16 protein-coding genes and 2 tRNA genes are annotated in these 25,098 nt (G+C 42.2%); 3 read left to right on the top strand and 15 right to left on the bottom strand.

The annotated features are described in order from the left end of the window. The first annotated feature begins 108 nt into the window (after positions 1 to 108). Positions 109 to 1,869, top strand: coding sequence for a GMC oxidoreductase (locus QL898_RS02970; RefSeq protein ID WP_093068975.1), 1,761 nt, complete (start codon positions 109 to 111; stop codon positions 1,867 to 1,869). Continuing rightward, a complete protein-coding gene (locus QL898_RS02975) occupies positions 1,869 to 3,836 on the top strand; it encodes an alkyl sulfatase dimerization domain-containing protein (protein ID WP_093068976.1) in 1,968 nt (655 codons plus the stop codon). The genes QL898_RS02970 and QL898_RS02975 overlap by 1 nt, the downstream gene beginning before the upstream one ends. 250 nt (positions 3,837 to 4,086) lie before the next feature. Here QL898_RS02975 and QL898_RS02980 read toward each other — a convergent pair whose 3' ends face one another. The 15 genes from QL898_RS02980 to QL898_RS03050 form a co-directional block, all read right to left on the bottom strand. Continuing rightward, entirely contained in the window at positions 4,087 to 7,188 is a 3,102-nt protein-coding gene (locus tag QL898_RS02980) for a type I restriction endonuclease subunit R (protein WP_093068977.1), read from the bottom strand. Then, positions 7,181 to 8,353, bottom strand: a complete 1,173-nt coding sequence (locus tag QL898_RS02985) for an AAA family ATPase (RefSeq protein ID WP_093068978.1) — start codon at positions 8,351 to 8,353, stop codon at positions 7,181 to 7,183. Before QL898_RS02985 ends, QL898_RS02980 begins: the two co-directional genes overlap by 8 nt. Position 8,354: 1 nt before the next feature. Then, positions 8,355 to 9,554, bottom strand: a complete 1,200-nt coding sequence (locus QL898_RS02990) for a restriction endonuclease subunit S (protein ID WP_290175747.1) — start codon at positions 9,552 to 9,554, stop codon at positions 8,355 to 8,357. Continuing rightward, complete coding sequence (locus tag QL898_RS02995) at positions 9,551 to 11,110, bottom strand: type I restriction-modification system subunit M (RefSeq protein WP_093068985.1); 1,560 nt, start codon at positions 11,108 to 11,110, stop codon at positions 9,551 to 9,553. The genes QL898_RS02990 and QL898_RS02995 overlap by 4 nt, the downstream gene beginning before the upstream one ends. 251 nt (positions 11,111 to 11,361) lie before the next feature. After that, a complete protein-coding gene (locus QL898_RS03000) occupies positions 11,362 to 12,726 on the bottom strand; it encodes an integrase arm-type DNA-binding domain-containing protein (protein ID WP_093068987.1) in 1,365 nt (454 codons plus the stop codon). A gap of 164 nt (positions 12,727 to 12,890) precedes the next feature. Next, a tRNA-Leu gene (locus QL898_RS03005) sits at positions 12,891 to 12,977 on the bottom strand. Positions 12,978 to 13,101: 124 nt separating this feature from the next. Next, positions 13,102 to 13,175, bottom strand: a tRNA-Cys gene (locus QL898_RS03010). Positions 13,176 to 13,356: 181 nt separating this feature from the next. Then, the gene (locus QL898_RS03015) at positions 13,357 to 13,491 is read right to left on the bottom strand and encodes a putative transporter small subunit (RefSeq protein WP_211181310.1); all 135 of its coding nucleotides are present in this window, start codon (positions 13,489 to 13,491) and stop codon (positions 13,357 to 13,359) included. 84 nt (positions 13,492 to 13,575) lie between these two features. Beyond that, positions 13,576 to 15,225, bottom strand: a complete 1,650-nt coding sequence (locus tag QL898_RS03020) for a sodium:solute symporter family protein (protein ID WP_356638457.1) — start codon at positions 15,223 to 15,225, stop codon at positions 13,576 to 13,578. Positions 15,226 to 16,010: 785 nt separating this feature from the next. Further along, positions 16,011 to 17,093: a formate dehydrogenase accessory sulfurtransferase FdhD gene (locus QL898_RS03025; RefSeq protein WP_290175749.1), complete on the bottom strand. Its 1,083-nt coding sequence runs from the start codon at positions 17,091 to 17,093 to the stop codon at positions 16,011 to 16,013. A gap of 94 nt (positions 17,094 to 17,187) precedes the next feature. Continuing rightward, on the bottom strand, positions 17,188 to 19,509 hold the full coding sequence (locus QL898_RS03030; protein WP_290175750.1) for an FdhF/YdeP family oxidoreductase: 2,322 nt from the start codon (positions 19,507 to 19,509) through the stop codon (positions 17,188 to 17,190). Between the two features lie 215 nt (positions 19,510 to 19,724). After that, positions 19,725 to 20,519 (bottom strand): ABC transporter ATP-binding protein, encoded by a 795-nt coding sequence (locus QL898_RS03035; protein WP_057759272.1) that lies wholly within the window; start codon positions 20,517 to 20,519, stop codon positions 19,725 to 19,727. A 64-nt stretch (positions 20,520 to 20,583) separates the two neighbouring features. Beyond that, the gene (locus tag QL898_RS03040; protein ID WP_101204314.1) at positions 20,584 to 21,483 is read right to left on the bottom strand and encodes an ABC transporter permease; all 900 of its coding nucleotides are present in this window, start codon (positions 21,481 to 21,483) and stop codon (positions 20,584 to 20,586) included. A gap of 442 nt (positions 21,484 to 21,925) precedes the next feature. Then, positions 21,926 to 22,966 (bottom strand): ABC transporter substrate-binding protein, encoded by a 1,041-nt coding sequence (locus tag QL898_RS03045; RefSeq protein ID WP_290175751.1) that lies wholly within the window; start codon positions 22,964 to 22,966, stop codon positions 21,926 to 21,928. A 77-nt stretch (positions 22,967 to 23,043) separates the two neighbouring features. After that, positions 23,044 to 24,093, bottom strand: coding sequence for an ABC transporter substrate-binding protein (locus QL898_RS03050; RefSeq protein WP_290175752.1), 1,050 nt, complete (start codon positions 24,091 to 24,093; stop codon positions 23,044 to 23,046). Positions 24,094 to 24,696: 603 nt separating this feature from the next. Between QL898_RS03050 and QL898_RS03055 the strand changes: the two genes are divergently transcribed. Further along, positions 24,697 to 25,098 (top strand): hypothetical protein, encoded by a 402-nt coding sequence (locus QL898_RS03055; protein ID WP_057759279.1) that lies wholly within the window; start codon positions 24,697 to 24,699, stop codon positions 25,096 to 25,098.

Consider the following 25,098-nt stretch of genomic DNA (forward strand, 5'->3'; position numbering starts at 1 on the left):
TTTAACCGCAGCGCTCGACTATAGTCCTATATTTTAAACTTCAAATCGTTAAAAAAGTATCTGTATGAGCTGAATGATAAAACGCAAACTATTAAAGGAGTTAATAGCATGTTAAATAAGGATATTCAATCACAGTCAGAACCACATTTTGACTTTGATCAAATTATTATTGGTTCAGGTTTTGGTGGTTCGGTTAGTGCACTGCGCCTAAGTGAGAAAGGTAATAGTGTACTAATCCTTGAAAAAGGAATACGTCGTGAAGATAAGGACTTTCCAAAAACCAATCTCGATACCAAAAACTATCTGTGGGTACCTGAATTAGGTATGCAAGGGACGCTGCAGATGAGTTTTACTAACAAAGTCACTGTCGTACATGGCGTCGGCGTTGGCGGCGGATCACAGATTTATGCCAATGTACATTTTATTCCTGATGATGAAGTTTTTAACTCGAAAGCTTGGACGCGGCTGCGTAGCGATTGGAAAGAGACACTATTGCCGTATTATGGATTGGCACAGCGGATGCTTGGCACGGCCAAAAACACGTATACCAACATTGCTGATGACACCTTACAAGAAGTCGCCCAAGAGATGGGCTACGGTGATAGCTACAAGACAGTCAATACTGGGGTGTTTTTTCCGCTACCAGACGGTGAGAGAGGCAAGATTGTAAAAGACCCTTACTTCAACGGCGATGGTCCAGATCGCCGGACCTGTCAATATTGTGGCAACTGTATCATTGGCTGTCGATATAATTCTAAAAATACTTTGATGAAGAACTATTTGTATTTTGCTGAGCGTAACGGGGTTGAGATACGCCCTAGCTCTGAAGTTGTCAAAATCACCCCGTTAAGCTCTGATGGTAGTGATGGCTATGAGCTTATCGTAAAAGAAACACTGGGTAAAAAAGTACGCCAGTATAAATTACGCAGCCGAGGTGTCGTGGTATCTGGCGGAGTCATGGGGACGGTGCCGCTATTACTCAAAATGCGCGATAAGTATAAAACGCTGCCCAATATTTCATCTGAATTAGGGCAGGAGATTCGTACCAATTCTGAGACCTTAACCACTGCCAATGATACCCGTGAAAAAGTGGACGATGGGGTCGCTATTAGCTCATTTATATCCGTCGATGACAACACCAATATGGAGGTCAATCGTTTTCGAGAAGGCTCAGATGGTACTTGGTTATATGCGCCTTATGTGCCGATGGTCACAGGACCCAGATTCATAAGAATTTTGAAGTTCTTTATAAATACTTTAATCCATCCATTAAAGACGGGCAGAATGCTGCGCCCCAAAGGTAAAGCTCGTAGTTCTATTTTGTTTTTAGTGATGCAAAAGTCTGAGGCTTTTATTCATTTAGAATGGCGGCGCAAATGGTATCGCTTTTTTAAAAATGGCATTACGGCAGTGCAAAAAGCCGATGACGAGCCGTTGACTGTCTCTTTTCCATCAGCTGAAAAAGCCACCCGACTATACGCCAAAAAGCTAGGCGGGGAGCCGGGCTCTGCACTAAGCGAGGTGTTACTAGGGACGCCTATGACAGCGCACGTCATGAGTGGCGTCGCTATGGGTACCGATGCATCTAATGGCGTGGTAGATTTCTCCGGGGAAGTGTTCGGATATAAGAACTTGCGAGTGCTCGATGGATCGATCATTCCAGGGAATTTAGGGGTTAACCCCTCTTTGACCATTACTGCCTTGACGGAGTTTGCTATGAGTCAGATTCCTGTATTTTCGGCAGAAAAAGCCTCTAAAATTAAGCCTATCGATTTCAATGAACCGCTTGCAGGACAAGTCTCTCATATCAAAGGAATAGGAGATTTAGCAAGTGATTTAAATCAGATAAAAGAAAAGGAGTTCGTATAATGATTAAGAAAATTTTGGTAGCCGCAGTTTCGGGTACATTACTAGTAGGTGCAGCGCAAGCAGATGATCGTTTAAGCAGTAAGCCTGCGAGTAAATTTACCACGCAGCAGAACTATGCCGTATTGTCACAACTGCCTTTTAATGATAAACAGGATTTTGAGTTTGCTGCTAAAGGCTTGATTGCAAAGCCTAAGTCGAAACAAATAAAAAATGCTAAAGGCGAGGTTGTCTGGGATTTAGCAAAGTTTGATTTTTTGAATCAAGATAAGTTTATAGCTTCAATTAATCCAAGCTTACAACGCCAAGCTCAGCTCAATATGAATTATGGCCTATTCAAAGTTACAGATCGGATTTATCAAGTTCGTGGTTTCGATCTGACCAATATTACCTATATTAAAGGTGATACAGGCTGGATTATCTTCGATCCACTAACCGTACCAGAGTCTGCAAAAGCCGCTCATGCTTTGGTGACTAAGCATTTGGGAGAGCGTCCTGTCAAAGCCGTGGTATATAGCCATGCTCATGTTGATCATTTTGGCGGCGTAAAAGGCGTCATCAGTCAAGAGCAAGTCGATAATGGTGAAGTACAAGTCATTGCCCCGCGTGATTTTATGGAGCACGTGGTAAAAGAGACGGTACTTGCAGGTAATGCGATGGCGCGGCGTAGCTCGTATCAATATGGCATTATGATGCCTAAGAATAAGTATGGCGTGGTAGATGGTGCATTAGGTAAAGGAGTACCTACGGGTTTAGTTGGTTTGATTACGCCAACTTATATCGTAGAAAAAGATCAGGAGACTTTAAACATTGATGGGGTGGAAATGGTATTTGAAAACGCCCCAAATACCGAGTCACCATCAGAGATGATCACTTGGTTTCCGCAGCTCAAAACCTTATGGATGGCTGAGAACACGGTCGCTGGTATGCACAACTTATATACCATTCGCGGAGCGCAGTCTCGTGATGCTGCGACGTGGAGTAAGAGCATCAATCAAGCGCTACAAACCTATGGGGTCAAAGCAGATGTACTGATGGCTTCTCATCATTGGCCGCGGTGGGGCAAAAACAATATTGTAAAGTATCTAGAAAAGCAGCGTGATATGTATGGCTACCTACATGATCAAAGCCTACATCTGGCTAATAAGGGCGTAACGATTAATGAGATTCATGATCAGTTTAAAATGCCTGAAGCCTTAGATCAAGAATGGTATAACCGTGGTTATCATGGCTCAGTCAGTCACAATGTACGCGGAGTAGTGAACAAGTATATTGGTTACTACGATGGCAATCCAGCTACCCTGAATAAACTTAGCCCAGATGAAGCAGGTAAAAATTATGTTGCGTTAGCAGGCGGTAGTGAAGCTTTATTAAAACAAGCAAAAGCCGCTTTTGATCGTGGTGAGTACCGGTGGGTGGCAGAGCTGATGAATCATTTAGTATTTGCAGAGCCTGACAACATAAAAGCTAAGGCACTGCAGGCAGATACTTTGGAACAACTCGGCTATCAAGCTGAAAACGCAGGCTGGAGAAATGCCTACTTAGCTGCTGCTTATGAATTACGTAATGGCGTTCCTACAAACGTAAAAACCACTACTGCTGGTCCCGATCTAATCACCGCTATGGATACTGAGCTAGTATTTGATTACATGGGTGTGCGCCTAAATGCGGAGCGCGCGCTCGGCAAAGATTTTAAGATTAATGTGGTACTGCCAGATCGCAATGAAAAGATTGCTCTTGAATTAAAAAACTCGCACTTAAATGTGATGGCCGATACGCAAGCTTCCGATGCTGGTTTGACACTCACCTTAAACCGTGAAGATTTGAATACCTTACTGACCAAAACTGGCACGTTCGAATCGTTAATGAAGCGAGGAAAAGTGCAGCATCAAGGCGATTTGAGGTTGATTCAGCAGTTCTTTGGGATGGTAGATGATTTTGAGTATGGGTTTAATCTTGCTACACCTTGATATTAAGGAAATATGCATCAGAGTATCAAAAGCTTTATTAATTAGATGATAAAAAGCCATCAGATGGTAAGGTGTTTTTTAACACAAATTATCTGATGGTTTTATGTATTGTTAATAAAGTATTGCTGTAGAGAAGTGCCTCATACTCGTGTATATAGCTTCGATCGAATGAGGATGAAGGGTTGCTTTTTGGGAGTGCCAGATTATTTAAAAGATAATGAATTGGATAATTGAGACAGTTATACCCTCACTAAACCTGACCGCCCACGCCCTTAAACTTCTCAACTAAGTCTACAATCCTCTGAAACACGCTTTGTTTCTTGGTTAAATACTGTGGATTCAGTGGGCTAAGTTTTGGCAAAATAGCATTCAGCTCTGTCCCGTTTTCGCTAGGATACTCCCGCTTTAGGGAAACACTGATATAACGTTTAGCGGCAGCTAGATTGAGATTTTCATCAACGATTAGCTCTTCAACTTCGCGTTGCTGCTCAGTTTGCGCAAAGGTAAAGAAAGACTCAATGATGCTAGATTTGTCTGGAATCTTATCTAAATTAGTTTGATTAATAAAGTCAACTACTAAGCTTTCTTTAGCACGGTTGCCAATACTAGCTCGAATAAGACGCCGTACTTCCTCCACAAGGGCAGCTTTGTCCTTAGTTTTTTTGTTATGCTCAAAGATTAGCTCTAAAATATAATCAAGATTAATTTCTTGCGACTTGAGCAAATCGACTTCGAAAACTACCTCATCCCAATCAATGTTAGACTCTTGCTGCTCATTACCAGATTTCTCACGGCGTATCCAATCGCGAATATCATTGTAGGTTGAGCGATAGTCCTGCACCGTGCGCTCAGTTGGCACTGTAATGGCTTGCATAGCGGCTAAGTCATCATCCTCAAGATAGTGATCCGCTTTGAATGCGTCTACAGCACTAACGTCGCTCATGTCTAGATCCTGTAATGCCTTTAGACTCTCGAACTCGTCATAGTTTTGTAGTATATTCTCAACACGCAGATATTCACCAAATAACTTCGCAAATTCCTTTTTATCTTTTTCTTTGACGATTTCATCAGGGTTAGGAAAGCGCTGCTCTAGCTCTTTGACCACTTCTAGATAGCCACGTCTTGCCTTACCAGTGACTAAGTCGGTAAAGCCTGCCATGTATTCTTTATAGCTTTTCTCTAATACTACGTTTTTGGTATCGTTATTACCGAATAGAGTAATAGCGTCAATAGTGGCTTTCTCTAAATCGCGAAAGGTGACGATATTGCCAAAGGTTTTCGTGGCATCATAAATTCGATTAGTGCGCGAAAAGGCTTGCATCAAGCCATGATAGCGCAAGTTTTTATCGACGAATAAGGTGTTTAGCGTTGGCGCATCAAAGCCTGTCAAAAACATACCGACGACAATAAGTAAGTCTACTTCTCCGCTTTTGACTCGCTGCGCCAGATCGCGGTAGTAGTTCTGAAAGGACTTACTGTCGACGCCATAGTTAGTCTTAAACAGCGCGTTATAGTCGTTAATGGCAGCACTCAAAAACTCTTTAGCGCTACTATCCATAGCCGATAGCTCAAAGCTTTCATCGACTATCTCACCGATAGCTTGCTGCTCTTCATTAGCGGCAAAAGAGAAGATCGTAGCGATCTTAAGCGGTTTGGCGCTGTCCTGTTGCAATTTACTTAGCATCTCATAATAGGACTTTGCAGCATCGACACTACTGACAGCAAACATGGCATTGAAGCCTTTGCCATTGCCTTGTAGACGATGAGTCTTTTGCCTAAATTTCTTTAGTAGATACTCAGAAACCTCTCTGATACGTTCAGGATGTAGCAGTAGCTGTTTGTTCTCAGCGGCGGTTAGCTTTTGTTCATCGGTCTCGCTCTCGATAGCTGTGAACTGTGGGCGCACGTCGTTATAGTCGACTTTGAATTTGAGCACCTTTTCATCACGGATAGCATCGGTTATCACATAAGAATGTAATTCACGTCCGAAGACGCTAGCAGTAGTCTCGGAGCCCAAAGCGTTCTGCGTAAAAATAGGCGTGCCCGTAAAGCCAAATTGATAGAATTTTTTGAACTTTTTCTTAAGGTTCTTTTGTGCTTCACCAAACTGGCTACGGTGCGCTTCATCAAAGATAAACACCACTTGCTTATTATAGATAGGCAAGTCACTTTCACTCTTAATAAGATTATTAAGCTTTTGGATGGTGGTGACGATGATTTTATTATCGTCCTTGTCCAGATTGCGCTTGAGCCCTGCGGTGCTATCCGATCCGTTGACGCTATCAGGGGAGAAGCGCTGATACTCCTTCATGGTCTGATAATCAAGGTCTTTACGATCTACCACAAAGAAGACTTTTTCGATAAAATCAAGCTCAGTCGCTAGCCGCGCCGCTTTGAAGCTGGTCAAGGTCTTGCCGGAGCCTGTGGTATGCCAGATATAGCCGCCGCTCTCAAGCGTGCTCCATTTTTTGGCTTGATAGCTGCTATTAATCTTCCAGAGGATGCGCTCGGTGGCGGCGATCTGATAAGGGCGCATCACCAATAAGGTGTTACTGATATCGAATACCGAATACTTAAGCAGCACGTTTAGTAGCGTGGTCTTTTGAAAAAAGGTCGCGGTAAAGTCCTTGATGTCTTTGATCAAGGCGTTATCAGACTTCGCCCAATTCATGGTGAAATCAAAGCTGTTTTTATCGCGTTTGGTGGTATTGGCAAAGTAGCGCGTGTCGGTGCCGTTTGAGATCACAAACAGTTGCAAGTATTTAAATAAGGAGTTATCGCTATTGAAGCTCTCTTTGCTATAGCGGTGTACTTGGTTAAATGCTTCACGAATGGCAACACCGCGTTTTTTTAGCTCGACTTGTACCAGTGGCAAACCGTTGACTAAAATGGTGACGTCATAGCGATTAGCATGTGTGCCCGTCTGTGCGAACTGCTTAATCACTTGTACCTTATTATTAGAAATGTGCTTTTTATCAAACAAGTAGATATTCTGAATATGACCATCATCAAAAACAAAATCATGAATATAATCATCATGAATCTTACGAGTTTTGTCCGTGCTATTATCGCTAGGGTTATCTAGGTACTCTCTGACAAAGCGCTGCCACTCCTCATCGGTGAACTGCATGCTATTTAAGCTTTGCAGTTGCACACGGACATTGATGAGCATCTGAGCTTGTGAGGTTAGCTCTGGCAGATACTCATAGCCTTGGCGCTGCAAGTCTTTAATGAGCTCGCGCTCTAGTTCATTTTCGCTTTGATAGGCTTCGCTGACTTGCTGGGCTTTGCTGTACTTATCGAGGACAATGTAATTATTCGATTCGGCGATAGTATTATTATAATTAACCATTTTGCTCTTCCTGTTGCCAGTAGCCGTATTGATTTAAATTGTCAAGCAGCAATTTCACCATAGCTTTTTCTGGTGTGGTTGGCTCTGCCATTTCTTCATTTGATAATGTATTATGTGGATAGAAATTCATAATTCTATTAGCATAAGCTTTTTTATCACCGGGCAATAGATCAGACCATCTATTATAGCCAAGAAAATTAGCCGTTTTTTCGTACAAGTTACGCAGCAGTGCGAAATGATAGCGTTGTACACTATTATCTTTCGTTGCCTGATCTATTAAATTCTTAATATGAAGATGGTATGAAAAACTTTGATTAGAATCACCATATTTTGTTTCGAGTTCGAATTTTCCATCATCTAATCGACTAAGGATGTAGCCAGATTTTGCTTTAATTTCGTTATACAAAACGTTATAGAAAAGAGGGTTGTGAGTGGAGATTATAAATTTAATATTAGACTCGCTGGATTTAATCAGGCATCCTAAATTGACAGCCAGTTGTATCAAATGATTTTCATCTAACGAACTAACTGGGTCATCTATAAATATATATTCTAATTGATTAAACTCATCTGTCACACGATCAGTTAATTCTGCTACGTTTAATACGCTGATTACTTGATCTAGTAAGGTATAAAAAACACTCCAAATGAAATTGCTTTCTTCCCCTTTGGATATTTTGAGATTACCTAAATGATCATTGTTACCACGCTCAAGAGAGAAAGTCACCTCTGAAAATGCTTTAACAGTGATGTCTCGACCATCTTTTTTAGTAATGTACTCCTCATTAAAACGTGGCGTTAATTTATCATTTGTATAGCGTTGAAAGTGCTTGATTATATTACCGTCTTCGCCTAAGTCACTAAGCAACGCTATTAACCAATGAGTATAAGTGTTAGGCTGAATTTTTAGCTTGGGTTCGGTGTCACCTTCCAAATCGTTATCCCAATAAAAAAGGTCTTCAGTAAAAGCATTGTAATAAAGAATTTTTTTACGAGCCAATTCTACTTGTTCTTCATTATTTACCTCAATAATTTTAGGTACGATCAGCTCTTTAAACTCTTTTGAAAGGCGTGTTTTACCAGTGCCATTAAACGCATAAATCAGCTGTACTTTTTTATCAGAGTCTTTAAGTATCTGGGCGATTTCTGTTAATGATTGACTCATATTAGACGTCCTCAGGCTTTGGGAAGCTTAATAAAAGCTCGCGATAATATTCATACTGCTGCTGACGCAGCTCAATCTCACGCGGCAAGCCTTCGGTCAATGAAGTGGTTAAAGCGTCAAATTTGTCTAGAATGTCGACGATGCGTTGTTGTTCGAGTAGGGCAGGAACGGGTATTTTAAAGTTTTTTATAATACTAGAATTAAGGTCACCTCTTGCTCCTTGACCAAGCGCCTTGATGTTCTCATAGTTAAAGCTAATCCAATGAAATACATAACGATATAGAGCTTTTGTGTCATCTATTTCTAAACAACCACAGTGCTGATTTGTCGTTAAGGGTATTTTGTTAATTGCCGACCGACCCGCTGTTGCTCCAGAAATCGCGATTATCACGCAATTTTCTGGAATCCACTTAGCTGATGAGTTTTCTAGTGCAGAAGGTGTTACTTTTATATTTGTCTCTTCAATGTCATTAAATTTGACTTCTTGAGTTCTAAGCCAAGGAATTTCGCCGCCTTCATAGTATTCGGGATTACCAGCTCTTGGAGTTCCACCTGAATACCATTTTTTAGTAACCTCTCCTAAAGTTTTCCATTCGACTTTAATGTTCTTAAACGTGAATAATTGTTCACGATAATAGACATATTGCTGTTGGCGTGCTAATAATTCTGCGGTAAGCTCTGCGGTAAGCTCTGCGGTAAGTGTGGTAAATGTATCTAAAATTTGCACTACTTTATTTTGGACGGCGAGCGGGGGGATAGGAATTAGAAACTTATCTGTATCAGGTGTTGATATTTGAGGCATCTGCATCCTACTACCGAGTTTTTGAAAATATAACTCTTTAGTTTTTAGGTAGTAATAAACATATTTGATGTTTATATTTTCGTTTTTAGAATGATATGACCACATCTCATTCTTATGCGAGAATGGATTAGTATAATATTCAAACCCAATAACGCCACGTGATTTAACAATAATAGACGGTTCTCGATTTACGTTTTTTTCAGGAATATCAGTAAAATTAACCAATGCAAAAGTTTTACCACCAGCGAAAATTTTAAGTGGCGCATTTTCTTTATGCAATTCTTTCATTCTACCAGCTGTAATATTTGTTCCTTTGGTACGAACTAAAGCTTTTCCCAAAGCTTTCCACTCAAACTCAACGCCATCAAGCAATTTTTCTAAATAATTTAAATCACTCATGCTTGAGACTCCGTGCCTTCGATGTCTGCGACGATCACCTCTATATCTTTGCGTAATTGATCAATTCTCGCCACCGTAGTTGCCAGCTCAGCATTGAGGGTATCGATGTCGATAACTTCGCGGGTATCCTCGGCTTCGACATAAACGCTGACGGACAGATTGTAATCTTTAGCAGCGATAGCGCTATTGTCCACGCTGGCGGCGAGATAGTCGGCGTCCTCTTTACTATCAAATAATTCCATAATTTGCGCGATATGCGCGTCAGTTAAGACGTTGGTATTGGTCTCAGATTTAAAGAGCGAGCTAGCATCGATGAACTGGGTCTTGCTCTCAGTTTTATGCTTGGACAGTACCAAGATATTGACTGCGATGGAGGTGCCAAAAAACAGATTGGACGCTAATGATATCACTGTCTCGACATAGTTATTATCGACTAAATACTCCCTAATCTTCTTCTCTGCGCCGCCACGATAAAATATACCGGGAAAGCAGACAATCGCCGCGCGACCTTTGCTCGATAGATAGCTGAGCGCATGTAGCACAAAAGCAAAGTCGGCCTTGGACTTGGGCGCAAGTACCCCCGCTGGCGCAAAACGTTCGTCATTGATCAGCGTCGGATCATCACTACCGATCCACTTGACCGAGTAAGGTGGGTTAGAGACGATAGCATCAAAAGGCTTATCATCCATAAACTGGGGGTTTAATAGCGTATTGCCCAGTTGAATATTGAACTTGTCATAATTGATGTTATGCAAAAACATATTCATCCGCGCGAGGTTATAGGTAGTGTGGTTAATCTCTTGCCCAAAAAAGCCATCTTCGATGATATGCGCGTCAAAGTGTTTTTTGGCTTGAAGCAATAACGAGCCTGAGCCAGCTGCAGGATCATAGATCTTATTGACGGTTTCTTGCTTATGCATCGCTAATTGTGCGATAAGCTTAGAGACGTTTTGTGGCGTAAAAAACTCACCGCCAGACTTGCCTGCGTTGGCTGCATAATTAGAGATCAAAAACTCATAGGCATCACCGAATAGATCGATTTGATTATCTGCGAATTTATTGAAGCTGAGCTTTTCTACCCCTTGTAGCACCTTTGCAAGTCGCGTATTCTTATCCGCTACTGTATTGCCTAGTCTATTGCTAGTGGTATCAAAGTCAGCAAACAAACCCTTGATATCAGACTCAGAAGGATAACCATTGGCTGAGTTTTCAATATCAGCGAAGATAGCTGCTAGATCGGTATTGAGGTTATCATTTTTATGGGCATTGGCAGCGATAGTTGTAAACAGTTGGCTTGGGTAAATAAAATAGCCTTTGGTCTTAATCGCATCATCTTTGATCAGCTCAATGCGTTCATCATCATCAGCGAATGACGCGTAATCAATACTGTCATCATCGCCTTCGATATAGTTGATAAAGTTTTCACTAATAAAACGATAGAACAGTGTGCCCAACACGTACTGCTTAAAATCCCAGCCATCGACTGAGCCACGTACGTCATTAGCGATTTGCCATATCTGGCGTTGAAGTTCGGCACGTTGTTGAGTACTGGTCATCGAAAGTCCTATAATTAACAAATTAATAAGGCAGATAGCATACTATCCGGCTACTCGTTTTGACACCACTTTTTGCTTTTGACAATTAATCTATAAGTAATGACATTATGCAACTGCATTTACATAGAAGATTTAGGTTCTAAAACTTCGTTCGTATTACTGTTAAGTTTATTAGATTTAAATAATCAATTAATAGTACAGGTCAAAAAAGGTTTTTAGTAAATAGTATATTATTGAATAAATTTAAATACCTAGTCTGGTTTACTAGCTTTAAGCAAGTCCAAAACCTTGTCCTCTCCAAGCTGATCAATCAATGCTTGCAACTGGGAGCTAGAATCAGCGTCGTCTTTTGCATCGGCTCTAAACTTAGCGGTATCTCTGCCTTCTCGCAATGCATCTAGATAGTTCGCCCAGTTTTGCATCATCTCACTACGATCATCGATATACTCAAATCGACCATATGCCGTGCCATTAGGATCTTTAGTCGTATGACCCAATGCCATCTCTACAAGCACAAGCGGGTACTTTAGCTGCTCTTGTAAGATGGTTTTCGCTGTCGCTCTAAAGCCATGAGCACAGTGTATGTCTTGATAGCCCAAATCTTTTAGTCGCTTATTAGCCGTCGCATCAGAAATAATCTGATGCTTTTTTGCCGTCTGGCTAAAAAACACATATGGAGTATGACCATTGATCTTTTGCTGTTCACGCAAGATTGCTACTGCCTGACGAGGTAGGGGAACCACCATGTCTTTGACCATATTTACCTTACCTTGGCCTTTCAAGGGCTTTAATGTCCACCTGCCAACATCCAAATCCAAATCAGCCCAACGCATACGCCTGAGATCCCCATTACGTACGAACAGTAATGCTAATAGCCTAAGGGAATTTATGGTGTTTGGATCACCTTCTATAGTCTCTATGTCACGCATTAGCTTAGCAAGCTGTTTAGGCTTAGTGATCGCAGGACGATGACCGTAGTTTGACTTAGCAAGTTGACTTTTAATAAGAGCCGCAGGATTGCTCGTACAGAAGCCGCGAGCGCCAGCATAGATAAACACATCACTTGCGATACCTGCGCAGCGTTCAGCCTTATCTGTAGGCTTACCATCCTTGTTCAAGGAGTTGGCTTGAATGTCTAACAGCACTTCAAGCATTCTAGGCGAGGTGATCTCGCTGATAGGCTCATCACCAATGTAGGAGCATATTAGCTCTAATCGTCCTTTCTTACGAATGAGGGTATTGCTCTTTTGAGTCTGGTCTAAGCTATCGAAGTACTCCCAAGCAAAATGATTAAAAGAGTTTTTAGTTTTACTAATGATACTTTTCTTTTTATCTTCACGATATATTTTAGGATCGATGCCCTTACTTAAAAGGTCTTCATACTCACGCCATACTTCACACGCACGTGCATACGAGATACTTGGATATATACCGATGGATATAATACTTTGCTTAGGATTTGAAGGAGGGTAGTAACGGTACATCCATGACTTAGTTTCAGTAGGACGCACCATTAAGAATAGCTTAGGATGGTTTTTGACAGCAACGAAGTACTTCTTGTCTTCAGGCTTATGACTGCTGATACTCCGATCTGAACTGATCGCTTTTCTTTCCATAACCTAATCCTCCATAAGTACACTGAAAACTCAGTATACTTGACAGTATACTCAAAGTGCATGGATTAGGAAAGATTCATAAGACAGTATGGGACGTCAGATACAGCAAAGCCCCTGATATCAGGGGCTTTGGCTACTCTATAAGATAGTATAGAACTATGTAATGGTACCCGGAGCCGGACTTGAACCGGCACGCTATTGCTAGCGAGGGATTTTAAATCCCTTGTGTCTACCAATTTCACCACCCGGGCAAAACTTGTTTTATCTAAGATGTAAACTAGCTGATAGACCATCTAGTTACTAGATAAGTGGTCGCTATTATAATCGGTTGTGATAATAATGCAAGCCAAAATTAACGTAAAGTTAATAAATAATTGGAGGCTGGAGTCGGAATCGAACCGGCGTTAACGGAGTTGCAGTCCGCTGCATGACCACTCTGCCATCCAGCCAATCAAGGTCGCCTATATTAGCAAAAATATAGTAAATTACAAGTCCTTTTTTCATTAAAAACAGCTTATTTATTATCTTATCTATATTTAGCCCCAATTTAGAAGCGTTTATACTGTTAATAGGCTTTTTCAAACTATTAGTAAACCAGCGTGTAATGATGATGGTTTAAAATGTAATACGTTAAACAATATCTCTATTGTCACGTTTAGCACTTTTCACATCACGATAAGTGGCCGTGCAAATTAATACGAGTACGCCAAGAGTAATGGCAGGCCAAATTAAGATATATAAGCCGTAGATAAAAACGTTGTCCATGATATCTCCTTATAGTATTACTAAATAAGTAGTGATTAGCCAAATACTGCTTACTAATCACTACTCGGATAAAGCGACTTTGGTTTAAGATTTAAGTGACGATGGAATTTCCGACTTTTTATCGTAATTGCCCACACGTTGCTTGATTAGGTCAAAGTCGAAGTGTTCGTCTCCCATCAGGCTGATAATCACACAGACGACGGTACTAGCGCCGTAAGCCGTTAGAGAGGCTAGCAGAACCATATATTGACGTAAGAAGCCAGTAGCGAAGATAAGCATCAGCACAAGCGTGATAGCTGCGGCGACCATGCCAATCTTACGACCTAAGAACCCAAAGACCATTAGCCCAATAACGACTGCTGCACCAACACTTGCTAATATTTCAAAGAATAGGGCAGTAATACCAGTGATTGGGAGTAATTCGAAACGGGCAACGCAAAATAAGAGTAGTCCGACGATCACTGCTGAGGTAAAGGCAGTATTGGTGACGCGATTCCAAAACACACTGGCGATAACAGGGAAGACAATAGCCCCCCATAAGGCACCAACAAATACTAGCATGACGAGAATATCGAGCTTAAAGCTCGCAAAAGTTAGTCCAGCTGCTGTCGCAACAATCATCGTGCCGCGACCAATTAGCATCATTGTTTTAGGTTTAACATGGCCTTTTTTGGCGATGTTTTTACCGTAGACATCTGCCATCATAATGGTTGATAGCGCTGATAAATCTGAGTCAGCGGTTGAGGACAATGACCCAATCACTAAAATGAAGAATAAGGCGATAAAGACGGGATGCAGATAAGTACTGACCATTTGAGGGATAAGGTTGTTCATATTGCCATCGAGTGGCTCGACGCCAATCGTCACAGCCATTAGTCCAATCATCCCAAGACCAATAACGATACCAGCATAGCCGACTGTAGCAGTGATAAACGTCGCTTTAATCTTGGTTTTATCAATCGCAAATAGGCGCTGAGTGATGGTTTGATTACCGATAGCATATGCTAATACAGCGACGAAGTAAGGCGCACCTTGTTGAAAAAATGCCTCAGAGGAGAAGAAGTTCTGCTGCTCTAATGTCAGGTTTGATAGTCCGCTAACCATGACCTCAGGGCCACCCATGGCAAATAACACGGCGGGAATAATGACAATACCAATGGCCATTAGAGCGACCAACTGGGCAAAATCCGTAAAGACAGATGCTCGAAACCCTGATGTCAATGTGTAACTCAGTACACCGATACCTGCGATCATTACCCCTGTTTGGAACGATAATGGCGACAGGACTGACACCAATGCTCCAGCAGCGGTAAAGTTGACCATCAAGCTAATTAAACTGCCCATAATATTGGATATGGCTAAGATTAATTGGCTTGATGAACCGTGGCGGGCATGAATCAGTTCACCTAGTGTATGGCCATCTGGTGCCAATTCACGAAAGCGCATACCAAAAGGGTAGATGAATAAAATCATCAATGCACCCCAAAAGCCATAATGTATCGGCCCTGATACGCCGTACTTATAGCCAGAGGTGGCCGCAGCGTAAAATGAGGCTGCCCAAATCCAAGTGGCGGTCATGCTGGCTGCACCCATACCAAAGCCAACACCGTGACCTGCGACCATAAATCCAGAAGTGGTCTCTTTATCTTTTTTGATTAATAAGGACAGCAAATAGGTGCCGCCATAAAATGCTAATAATAATAAAATAATCGTTAATGATGAAAATTGGAACAATGACTCAGTTTTCAAACTCAGACCTCGCAATTGTTAGTTGATGAATAAAGTTCAGCAAAAATGAAAGATACCAAACCATTAGGAATACAGCATAGCCTACACAGTCCTCATACCGAACGTATGTGGCTAATATAAATAGCGAAAATACCAACTGCAGTGGTAAGCAAATGCTAAGTGTTACGCCCAAATCTTAATGAGACAGATACTGTCAAATCAAAAAGACAGGGACTACTTTCAATAGGCGTCAGTTAATGGGTAAACCATCACGCTATTAATAGGCATACACAAAGGTAGCTACATGCTAAAGAAAACTCATGTGATGAGTGTCTATAGCGGAATTACGAATAAGCACTAAGCCATGATAAAATGACCCGAACTCGATTTAGACAGCCTTATCAGCTGTAATAAACAATAGCTGAGAAATCTCTACTCATCTATTGCGATTGATGTGTTACTAAGCGGCATTAATAAATAAAACTACATATTTGTTAAGTGCCTGTAACATATTTGCGGGATAAGAGTAACCTATTATGTCATTAACCTCAAACATTATCCGATATTTACCAAACAATGACCGAAGATGATATATAAGTATTTATTTAAAGAGATTTAATAAGATTTTTAATAAAGCATTGAAAGATAAGGTTTTATTATTAGTAGCATCGAGTGATATATCGCTATGAGCTAAGTTATAACCATGAATGGTTAGCTGAAGCTTTCATTAGAAAAATAGATAATGAGCGATAGATGATGGTTGCTCTTAATGAACAAGCAGAAGTGAGTTTTTATATATTATTTTGTTTGGTGTAGTAAGTGACTCGGTTATCACGTAAAAATCCAGCCAATCCAAGACCATAACGCTCAGCCACGCGCACGGCTGTACTGGTGGGTGCTGACATGCCAACTAGCCACGGGATTTGACTTCGAATAGACTTTTGAACCAGTTCAATAGAGAGACGCGAAGTCATAAGCACACAGCTAACGTCTGCTTTTTGGCGTAATTGCCAGCCGATGAGTTTATCAAGTGCATTATGGCGGCCTACATCCTCAAATAAATACAGCTGCTGATTATGTATCGTTGCTGCGGCATGTACCGCACCTGTCAGCTGATGTGTATGCTGCGCGGCATCCACTTGTTGACGCAGTGCCAGTAGGTAGTCAAGACTTGGAACAGTCGTCTTAGCACTATCGTTGCTTATCGGTTGATTATGATCGAACTGTAGACTTCTTTGAGAGTAAGCACTTAAATCAGGCAAAGCTTGTGTTAGTCCAGTAATACCGCACATACCGCAGCCTGTACGCCCTGCGAGCTGCCGCTTTTGTGCCTGTATACGTTGATGGCAGCGTTGGCTCAATACCAACTCCACGACATAGATATCGTAATCTTGAAATCGTTCTAAGCTTTGCTCAATTGATACTGAGTCAAGATCTTCGTCACTCGAATCTTGAACGAACTTCTGGTAGCTAGCGATATCTGCAAGGTGAGTCACTTCCCAGTCGAGTAACTCGTGACTGTATTGAATTAATCCTTCGCTAAATAAGAACCCAACAGCCAAATACTCTAACTGATGAGGACTAGCCATCAGCACAGCATAATGAATCCCATTAATGATGATAGAGACCGCAGCTTCGACTGCTAAGCTGGTGGTCTGAGATTCGATTTGAAGATGAGAGTCATTATTAGGGTCGCTAATAACTGACGGGTAATGATGCTTTTGTGCGAAATGACCACAAGCAAGTGGTGTCTCTGACAACCTATCATCGTTAGACAGCTTAGGTGTAACTATCTTAGTGCTAGTTGAATTATCTATCATAGCGGGTTCAATAGAAATCTCACTTTGCTGAGCGTTATCTTCAATGGTTATCACGATTTATCATGGCCTAGAAATATGAGTGTGCTTATGGTCATTTGAAGCGAGAGCTAATGAAAATGTCATTTGCATTGGCTCTTCGCAGGATGATTTACGCAGGCGTAGCTATCGATGTATTTTCCTCTACGCGCTCTAAAACGACGGTCGTCGATTTGTACGCTGGGATATGAGAATCTGGCGCATATGTCTCCAAATCAAAGAGATCATTGCACTCGGGATAGTAAGCGGCAACAGCGTTAGAGGCAATATCCATCTCGCTCAATACCAGTGGGCCTAATACGCGTGGTTGCTCTAGGCTGTTTTTGGCACGCTGGCGAGTGACCATAACACGGTCACCTTTTTGCCAACCTAAACGACTTATTTCATCTGGATGCATGAATAGCACATCACGGCGATCCGTTTGACGATAGCGGTCTTTAAACCCGAAAATCATAGTGTTGAATTGGTCATGGCTGCGGACACTGGTCAATTGCCAAACCTTTTGCGCTGTATTTTCAATATCATCGATATCGTTTGCAGCTGCCATTTGTGCAGCGACAAAAGTAATCGGATATTGTGGTACTTCAAACTGGGCTTTGCCGCTTTCGGTATTCCATACACGATGACGTGCCGCATGATACAAATGAAAGCCACGCTCAGAGATACGTATACGCTGATTAAAGTCTTCAAATCCATTAATGGCTTGAGCGATATAGTCTCGAATAATATCGAAATCCTCACTCATCGCCAGCCAAGGAATAGACGAGTCAGCGCCGAGTACATGGGTCGCGATATCCGCTACGATTTGCGCTTCAGATTTTAAAGTATCACTAACAGGTTTGAGCTTACCTTGAGTGGGTACGATCTGACACATAGAGTCTTCGATAGTGGCAAATTGCTCACCCTTTGTCGTGACAATACGTTCGGTACGGCCTAAGCAAGGTAGGATCAAATTGTTAGCACCGGGGTATAGCATAGTCTCATTGAGCTTAGTACCTACAAATATATTAAGCTGAGTAGTGGTTAAGGCTTGCTCAATGGCGCTGGTATCAGGGGCAGCCACTGCGTAGTTACCACCCATACCCATAAAGACTTTTAATTTACCAGCTATAAGAGCCTTAGCACCAGTGACAACATCATAGCCGTGCTCTTGCGGCATAGGATGCTCAAATACATGCTCTAAACCGTCTAGTAAGCTTTTGCTAGGGCGTTCATGGATACCCATAGTGCGATCGCCCTGTACGTTGGAGTGTCCACGTACTGGAGATGCACCGGCGCCATCGATACCAATCATGCCCATCAGCAGGAGCAAGTTGGTAATCATCGCGACATTGTCATCACCCTGTACGTGCTGAGTAATGCCCATGCCCCAAGTGCAAATCGTTGCTGGACTATCAGCCACGAGCGTAGCGAGATTAATAATATCTGTCTGAGAAATACCGCAGCCAAGTGTGATATCTGTCCATGATTGCTCTGTTAGCCACTGTTTTAGAGGTTCAAATCCTGAAGTATGAGTGGTAATAAAGTCATGATTGATTTTATCGTTTTCGATCAGCCATTTGGCAATGCCTGTCAATAATGCGGCATCCCCACCGATTTGAATCTGAATGACCTCATCGATCATGTCATCACTTTGACCGGCTGCCATATGAGTTGGTTTTTGTGGATTTCTAAATTTGCTTAGGCCTTGTTCACGCATGGGGTTGATTGAAATAATTCGACAGCCTTGCTCATGCGCATGGGCGAGCATCTCTAACATACGTGGATGGTTAGTCGCTGGGTTTTGCCCAAACATTAATATCAGCTTGGCTTGCTCGAAATCTTCTAACATCACGGTCGCTTTACCAATACCTAGCTGTCTGCTTAGCATTACTGAGGTTGGCTCGTGACACATATTTGAGCAATCAGGCAAATTATTGGTACCAAAGCAGCGTACGAACAATTGAAATAAGAAGGCGGGCTCGTTAGTCACACGGCCTGATGTATAAAATAATGCCTCATCCGGTGAATCTAGCTGTCCTAACTGCTCAGCGATTAAGCTATAAGCGGCTTCCCAAGGGATAGGGACATAGCGATCTTGCGCGGCATCATAATACATCGGCTCTGATAAACGGCCACTATGTTCAAGCTCGTAACCAGTCCATCCCTGTAGCTCAGTAACGGTATGTCTTGCAAAAAACTCGGCATCTGCTTTATGGGTCATAGTCTCACTGGCAATGACTTTAATACCGTTCTCGCAGACATCGATGGCTTTGTGTGACTTATGGTCAGGCCAAGCACAGCCTGGGCAATCAAATCCACCTTGAGGTTGATTGCTTTTAAATACACTTATACCGCCACGCAAAAATGTCTTATAGTCCATTAGCTTTTGAGTAGATGAGATCAGCGCAGGCCAACCAGCAGCAGGATGGGAGTAAATAGGAATTTTGCGCATGAAAGACCTCATAGATAGATGACAACAGCGAAGCTTTGATAGACGACAACTATATAATGGTCAGTGAAAAGTTCATATGATCATTAACTATAGATAACAAAAAACCTCCAAGAAAAATCAATTCTCTTGAAGGTTTTTGAGGTTGTCGGAAATGGTTATATCCGACAGGTACAAATTTATAAGTCGTAACTCATGGACAGCATTAGCTCAAAAACTTAGCTTAAAATCAGGCTGTCATCTTCAACTTTTTCGCCACGTGTTTGCTCGAACATATCGAGTAGATCATGTACGGTCATACCTTTACGAATGTCACCAGCCACATCCAACACGACTTGACCCTGATGCAGCATAACGGTGCGTGTACCATGTGCCAACGCTTGTTGCATTGAGTGGGTAACCATCATCGTGGTTAGCTTATTGTCCGTGACAATCTTATCAGTCAATTCTAAGACAAATGCCGCAGTCTTAGGATCGAGAGCTGCAGTATGCTCATCAAGCAGCAAAATCTTAGAAGGCTGCAATGATGCCATTAGAAGACTTACTGCCTGACGTTGACCACCAGAGAGTAGACCCATACGATCGGTTAGACGATTTTCTAGACCTAATTTTAAAACGGATAGTTTTTCTCGAAACAAATCACGGTTGTTCTGGTTCAATGCAAATTTCAGACCGCGATTACCGCCGCGTTTGTAGGCCAAAGCCATATTTTCTTCAATCGTTAGCGCTTCACAAGTACCGGCCATCGGATCTTGAAAGACGCGAGCAACCCAATGCGCACGTTGATGAGCGGATTTCTTAGTCACATCAATGCCATTTAGCAAGATTGAGCCACTATCGACGCGCGTCGTACCGCTTACCGCGTTCAAAAAAGTAGATTTACCTGCGCCATTGGTACCAATGACAGTGACAAATTCACCGTCAGCAATGTTTAAGCTGATACCACGTAGGGCAGGGTTTTCGATGGGCGTGCCTGGGTTAAAGGTCAACCGTAAATCGGTGGCTTGCATCATAATCGTTATTCCTTATTGTCTCTTCAAGCGAAGCAAGTGTTATAAATACCTGCTTTGACTGTCATTAGGCGCGAACCTTGCGTGATAAAAACTTGGTTTTCGCTTTTGGCAATACCAAGGCTAGTACCACGAGCAGTGCAGTAATCAAGTTCAAATCCTGTGGACCAAAGCCGATACTACGTAGCGTATCGCTTGATAGTGCGACCTGAATAAACAGTTTGTACAATACCGCGCCGACAACAACGGCAAAGGTGATCAGCCAAATACGCTTGGCAGGAATGATGGTCTCACCGATGATGACCGCTGCTAGACCAATGACGATTGTACCGATACCAATTGAGATGTCTGCGCCACCCTGAGTCTGGACAAATAGTGCTCCCGCTAAGGCAATCAAACCGTTAGAAATCGCCATACCGATGATAGTCATCCACGAGGTATTGATACCTTGCGCCTGTGCCATTCTTAGGTTTGAGCCAGTAGCGCGCATCGACAGACCTGTCTCGGTGCTATAGAACCAGTTCAAAAATAACATAGCAGCTGCGACGACGACACCGATAATCAGGCAGCGCATCCAATAACCATTACCATCGGTCACCAGGGTGCTAAACACTGTGGTTTCGCCAAGCAAGGGTAGGTTTGGCGCGCCCATGATGCGTAGGTTGACAGAATATAAGGCAACCATGACCAAAATACTGGCAAGCAGCTGCAAGATGCCAAGTTTGACATGCAACCACGCAGTGACGATACCAGCGACTGAACCTGCTAACATCCCAAAAGCACAGGCCAACCATGGGTTGATACCAGCGATGATAGAAATACCAGCGACTGCACCGCCCAACGGAAAACTACCGTCAGCGGTTAAATCTGGAAAGTCGAGCGTACGAAATGAGATAAGCACACCGAGTGCTACTAGGCCATAAATCAGACCACTTTCAAGCGCACCAAAAAAAGCAATTAAAGACATAAGAGATCAGTAAGTCATAACCAAGTGTCTAGCGTATGGTACCAAGATAAGTAAATGGCAATTGCCAAAATCATCTACCTGCTAAACAGCTAAGCGGTGAATTTAACAGATTAAGCAATCTGCGGTTAGGGTAAACCAAAACATATCACGATTAACAACGATCATAAGCTACCTTGGTTTGAAGCGATGGTTCAATGCACTGCAATGTAAGCCATAAACCTATCCTCTACTTAACAAGTATCAGATAAATGGCCAGACAAATACAGCACTATTAAACACGCTTGCAAAAAAGACTCTGTTTAGACAAGAAGCCCAGCCTAATGACTCATAGCTGGGTTTCTTGTTTAATTATTAGCCGTATATTTTAAGGTAGACAACACAGTATTGATTCGTGTCGCTTTCCTATTTATACCTGCTATTGTGAGACAAATACAAAGGTGCGTTATTCTACCACTTCTTTAGCTTTATCGATAACCGCTTGTGGCAACGTGATGCCTTCTTCTTTAGCGTGTTTTGGACTGACGTATAGATCAAGCGCTTGTGGAGTGTAAACAGGGATAGCACCTGCTTTTTCACCGTTTAAGATACGTACGACAATTTTACCACTTTCACGGCCAAGCTCATAGTAGTTCACGCCTAGAGCAGCAACAGCACCGCGCTCAACTGAGCTAGTGTCTGAGGCAATGAGAGGAATCTTACTTTGTTTGGCGATTTGATAAAGTGATTCGTACGCTGATACTACGTTGTTGTCAGTTGAAGTATAGATCATATCGACCTTACCTTCGAGACTACGCGCTGCCATCGCAATGTCGTTACTACGCTGTGCAGGCGCTTCTAATACATTGATACCTAGTGGTGTTAGCTTCTCTTTTAGATTTTTTAAGATAATCGTTGAGTTGACTTCACCTGGGCTATAGACATAACCAACGTTCTTTAATGATGGAATGATTTGACGCATCAAATCAATTTGTGGCTCATATGGTAGGGCGTCTGATGCGCCTGTAACGTTGGTGCCAGAACCATCTAGCTTAGGTACCAGTTTTGCTGCTACTGGATCAGTAACTGCTGAGAATACCAATGGAATGCTGCTAGTAGAAGCGGCAACAGACTGCGCAGACGGTGTTGCAATAGCGACGATAACATCTGGCGCATCAGCGACAAATTGCTTTGCAATCTGACCAGCAGTAGCAGTGTTTCCTTGCGCGCTTTGGAAGTTAACGGTTAAGTTTTCACCGTCTTTAAATCCCGCTTCGTTTAACTCGTCAATGACACCTTTGCGTACATCATCAAGCGCTGGATGTTCGACGATAGCAGTAATAGCAACGGTCTTCATAGCCGTCGCTGTATCACCACTAGCGGCAGCATCCGTGGAGCCATCATCTTGCGCTGATTGGTTACAACCAGTCAAGATAGCCGTACATACACCGCCTAATAATAGAGCCTTACCGAAATTAAAACGACCAAAACGATTTTGAGACAACATGGGTCTTACTCCTAAAATAATAGTGTGTCCGTACACTATATAAATAATTGACGAGCTAATAGATAGCTTACTACTTTTTATTTGGTTTCGGCATCAATATCAACATTGATGGCGTTTTTTAGTAACTCTGCTGGCAAGCTGACACCTTGTGTTTTGGCGTGCTTAGGACTGACATATAAGGTCAGATCATTCATGACTTCAGGTTTGATGGTGTTGACCGCTTCGCCATTTAACACACGATATACCATCTTGCCAGTGGTACGACCAAAATCATAATCATTAACACCAAGCGCAGCAGTCGCGCCGCGTTTTACACTGAATTCATCAGACGCGATAATCGGTAACTTTAGCTCATTTGCTGCTTGGGTCATGGCCTCAAAGGCAGAAGCAACATTGTTGTCAAATGAGGTATAGATGATATCTGCGCGTCCTTGCAAACTGCGTGTCGCCATGCCGATATCCGTTGGACGATTGGCAGGAATGTCTAATAGTGACAGACCTCGCGCTGGCAGAGCTTGTTTTAGGTTCTCACGCAATGATACTGAGTTTGCCTCACCTGGGCTATAGACATAACCGATGGTCTTTAAGTCAGGTTTTATCTGCTGTAACAAATCCAACTGCGGCTCTAGCGGTAGTTGGCTTGATAGTCCAGTCAAATTGCTTTGAAAAGGCTTGCCATCTGCTGTGATGAGTTTGGCACCTAGCGGATCTGACACAGCAGTGTAGATAATAGGGATAGTGGTGGTCGCGGCTACCACTGACTGCGCAGAAGGTGTTGAGATTGCTACGATCGCATCAGGATTGTCTCCTGCAAATTGCTTGGCAATCTGTCCTGCGGTCGCTGTGTTTCCTTGCGCACTTTGAAAGTTAACAGTTAGGTTTTGACCTTCGACATAACCGTTATCAGCCAACTCATCAATAATACCGCGGCGCATATCATCTAATGATGGATGCTCAACGATTTGAGTAATGGCAATAGATTTGGCAGGTTTGTCTGTAGCCGTGCTATTTTCAGCAGTCGCTGCGGTCTCGGTAGAGGAGTTTGAGCAGCCGATTATTCCAAGTGTGCTAATGGCACTAAGAGCAACGCCATATAGGCTTAAGCGTAGAGTAGAAGCAATAGTCATTATTAGGTTAACTCATAGGTTATATCAATCGCAAAAACCAAATAGATACCGCCAGACTGACTGAGACTACTAATTTATATAGTAGTCATTTTGCTCATCTGTTTGGTGTACTTTGGTTTTTTGCCATGATATTGAAGAATGCAGATTAGCCAAGTCAATGCTATGTTGATGCTGAGATAGCAGGCTAACAATTAAATAAAGTAATCGTTCCATCGATTATTATGTTCATATTATGACAGTAATGTAAGTTATCGCAATAAGAAATTAATGTGTAGCGGTCATGGTGATGGATAATAAAAAAATCATCACTTCTTTTTATCTTATTAAGACGCGTGATGTATTGGAGCTCTTATGTAGATCTGAATATAACGGATGCCGCTAGGGTACTTTTGTTTGCTCAAACCATATGCAAAACGCTTACATCCTAGCAACGCATCTATTACGTACTCACTTCATAATTAACGTAAGCTAATTTTTATACGAGAAACATGATAATTCTAAAGATAATCCAGTCATTTTGATGACATTGTGCTGCCATAGTGGATATGAAATAGTGCTATAACTTATCTAACTTTTTCGAATGACTATTTTAAGGATAATATTATGAACACAGCTAATCTTAAATTATTAACCATCGCCGGTATCACCGCCACTTCTTTGATTGGATTGCCTGCTATGGCAAAAGATGGTCATGGAAACGGGCACGGTAATGGACATGGTAATAGCAAAGGCAACTCTGCCCATATCAGTAAAAACTATAAGCATAGCGGCAACGCCCACCCAAGTATCAACGCTTATCGCAATGCTAGCCCGAATGCTTCGTTCAAGCGTGATCTTGATAGATACGGTTATAGAGTAGTCGGCAAGATTGATAGAAGGGATTATGACCGTTCTGTCGTTTTAGACCGTTATGATGACCGTTATGTTCGTATTCGTACGCCAGAGAATAATATTGTGACGGTGATCAATGATACATTGCAGATTATCGATATTTTGAGCAGATAA

The organism is Psychrobacter sp. APC 3279 (assembly GCF_030407795.1).
Lineage (GTDB): Bacteria > Pseudomonadota > Gammaproteobacteria > Pseudomonadales > Moraxellaceae > Psychrobacter.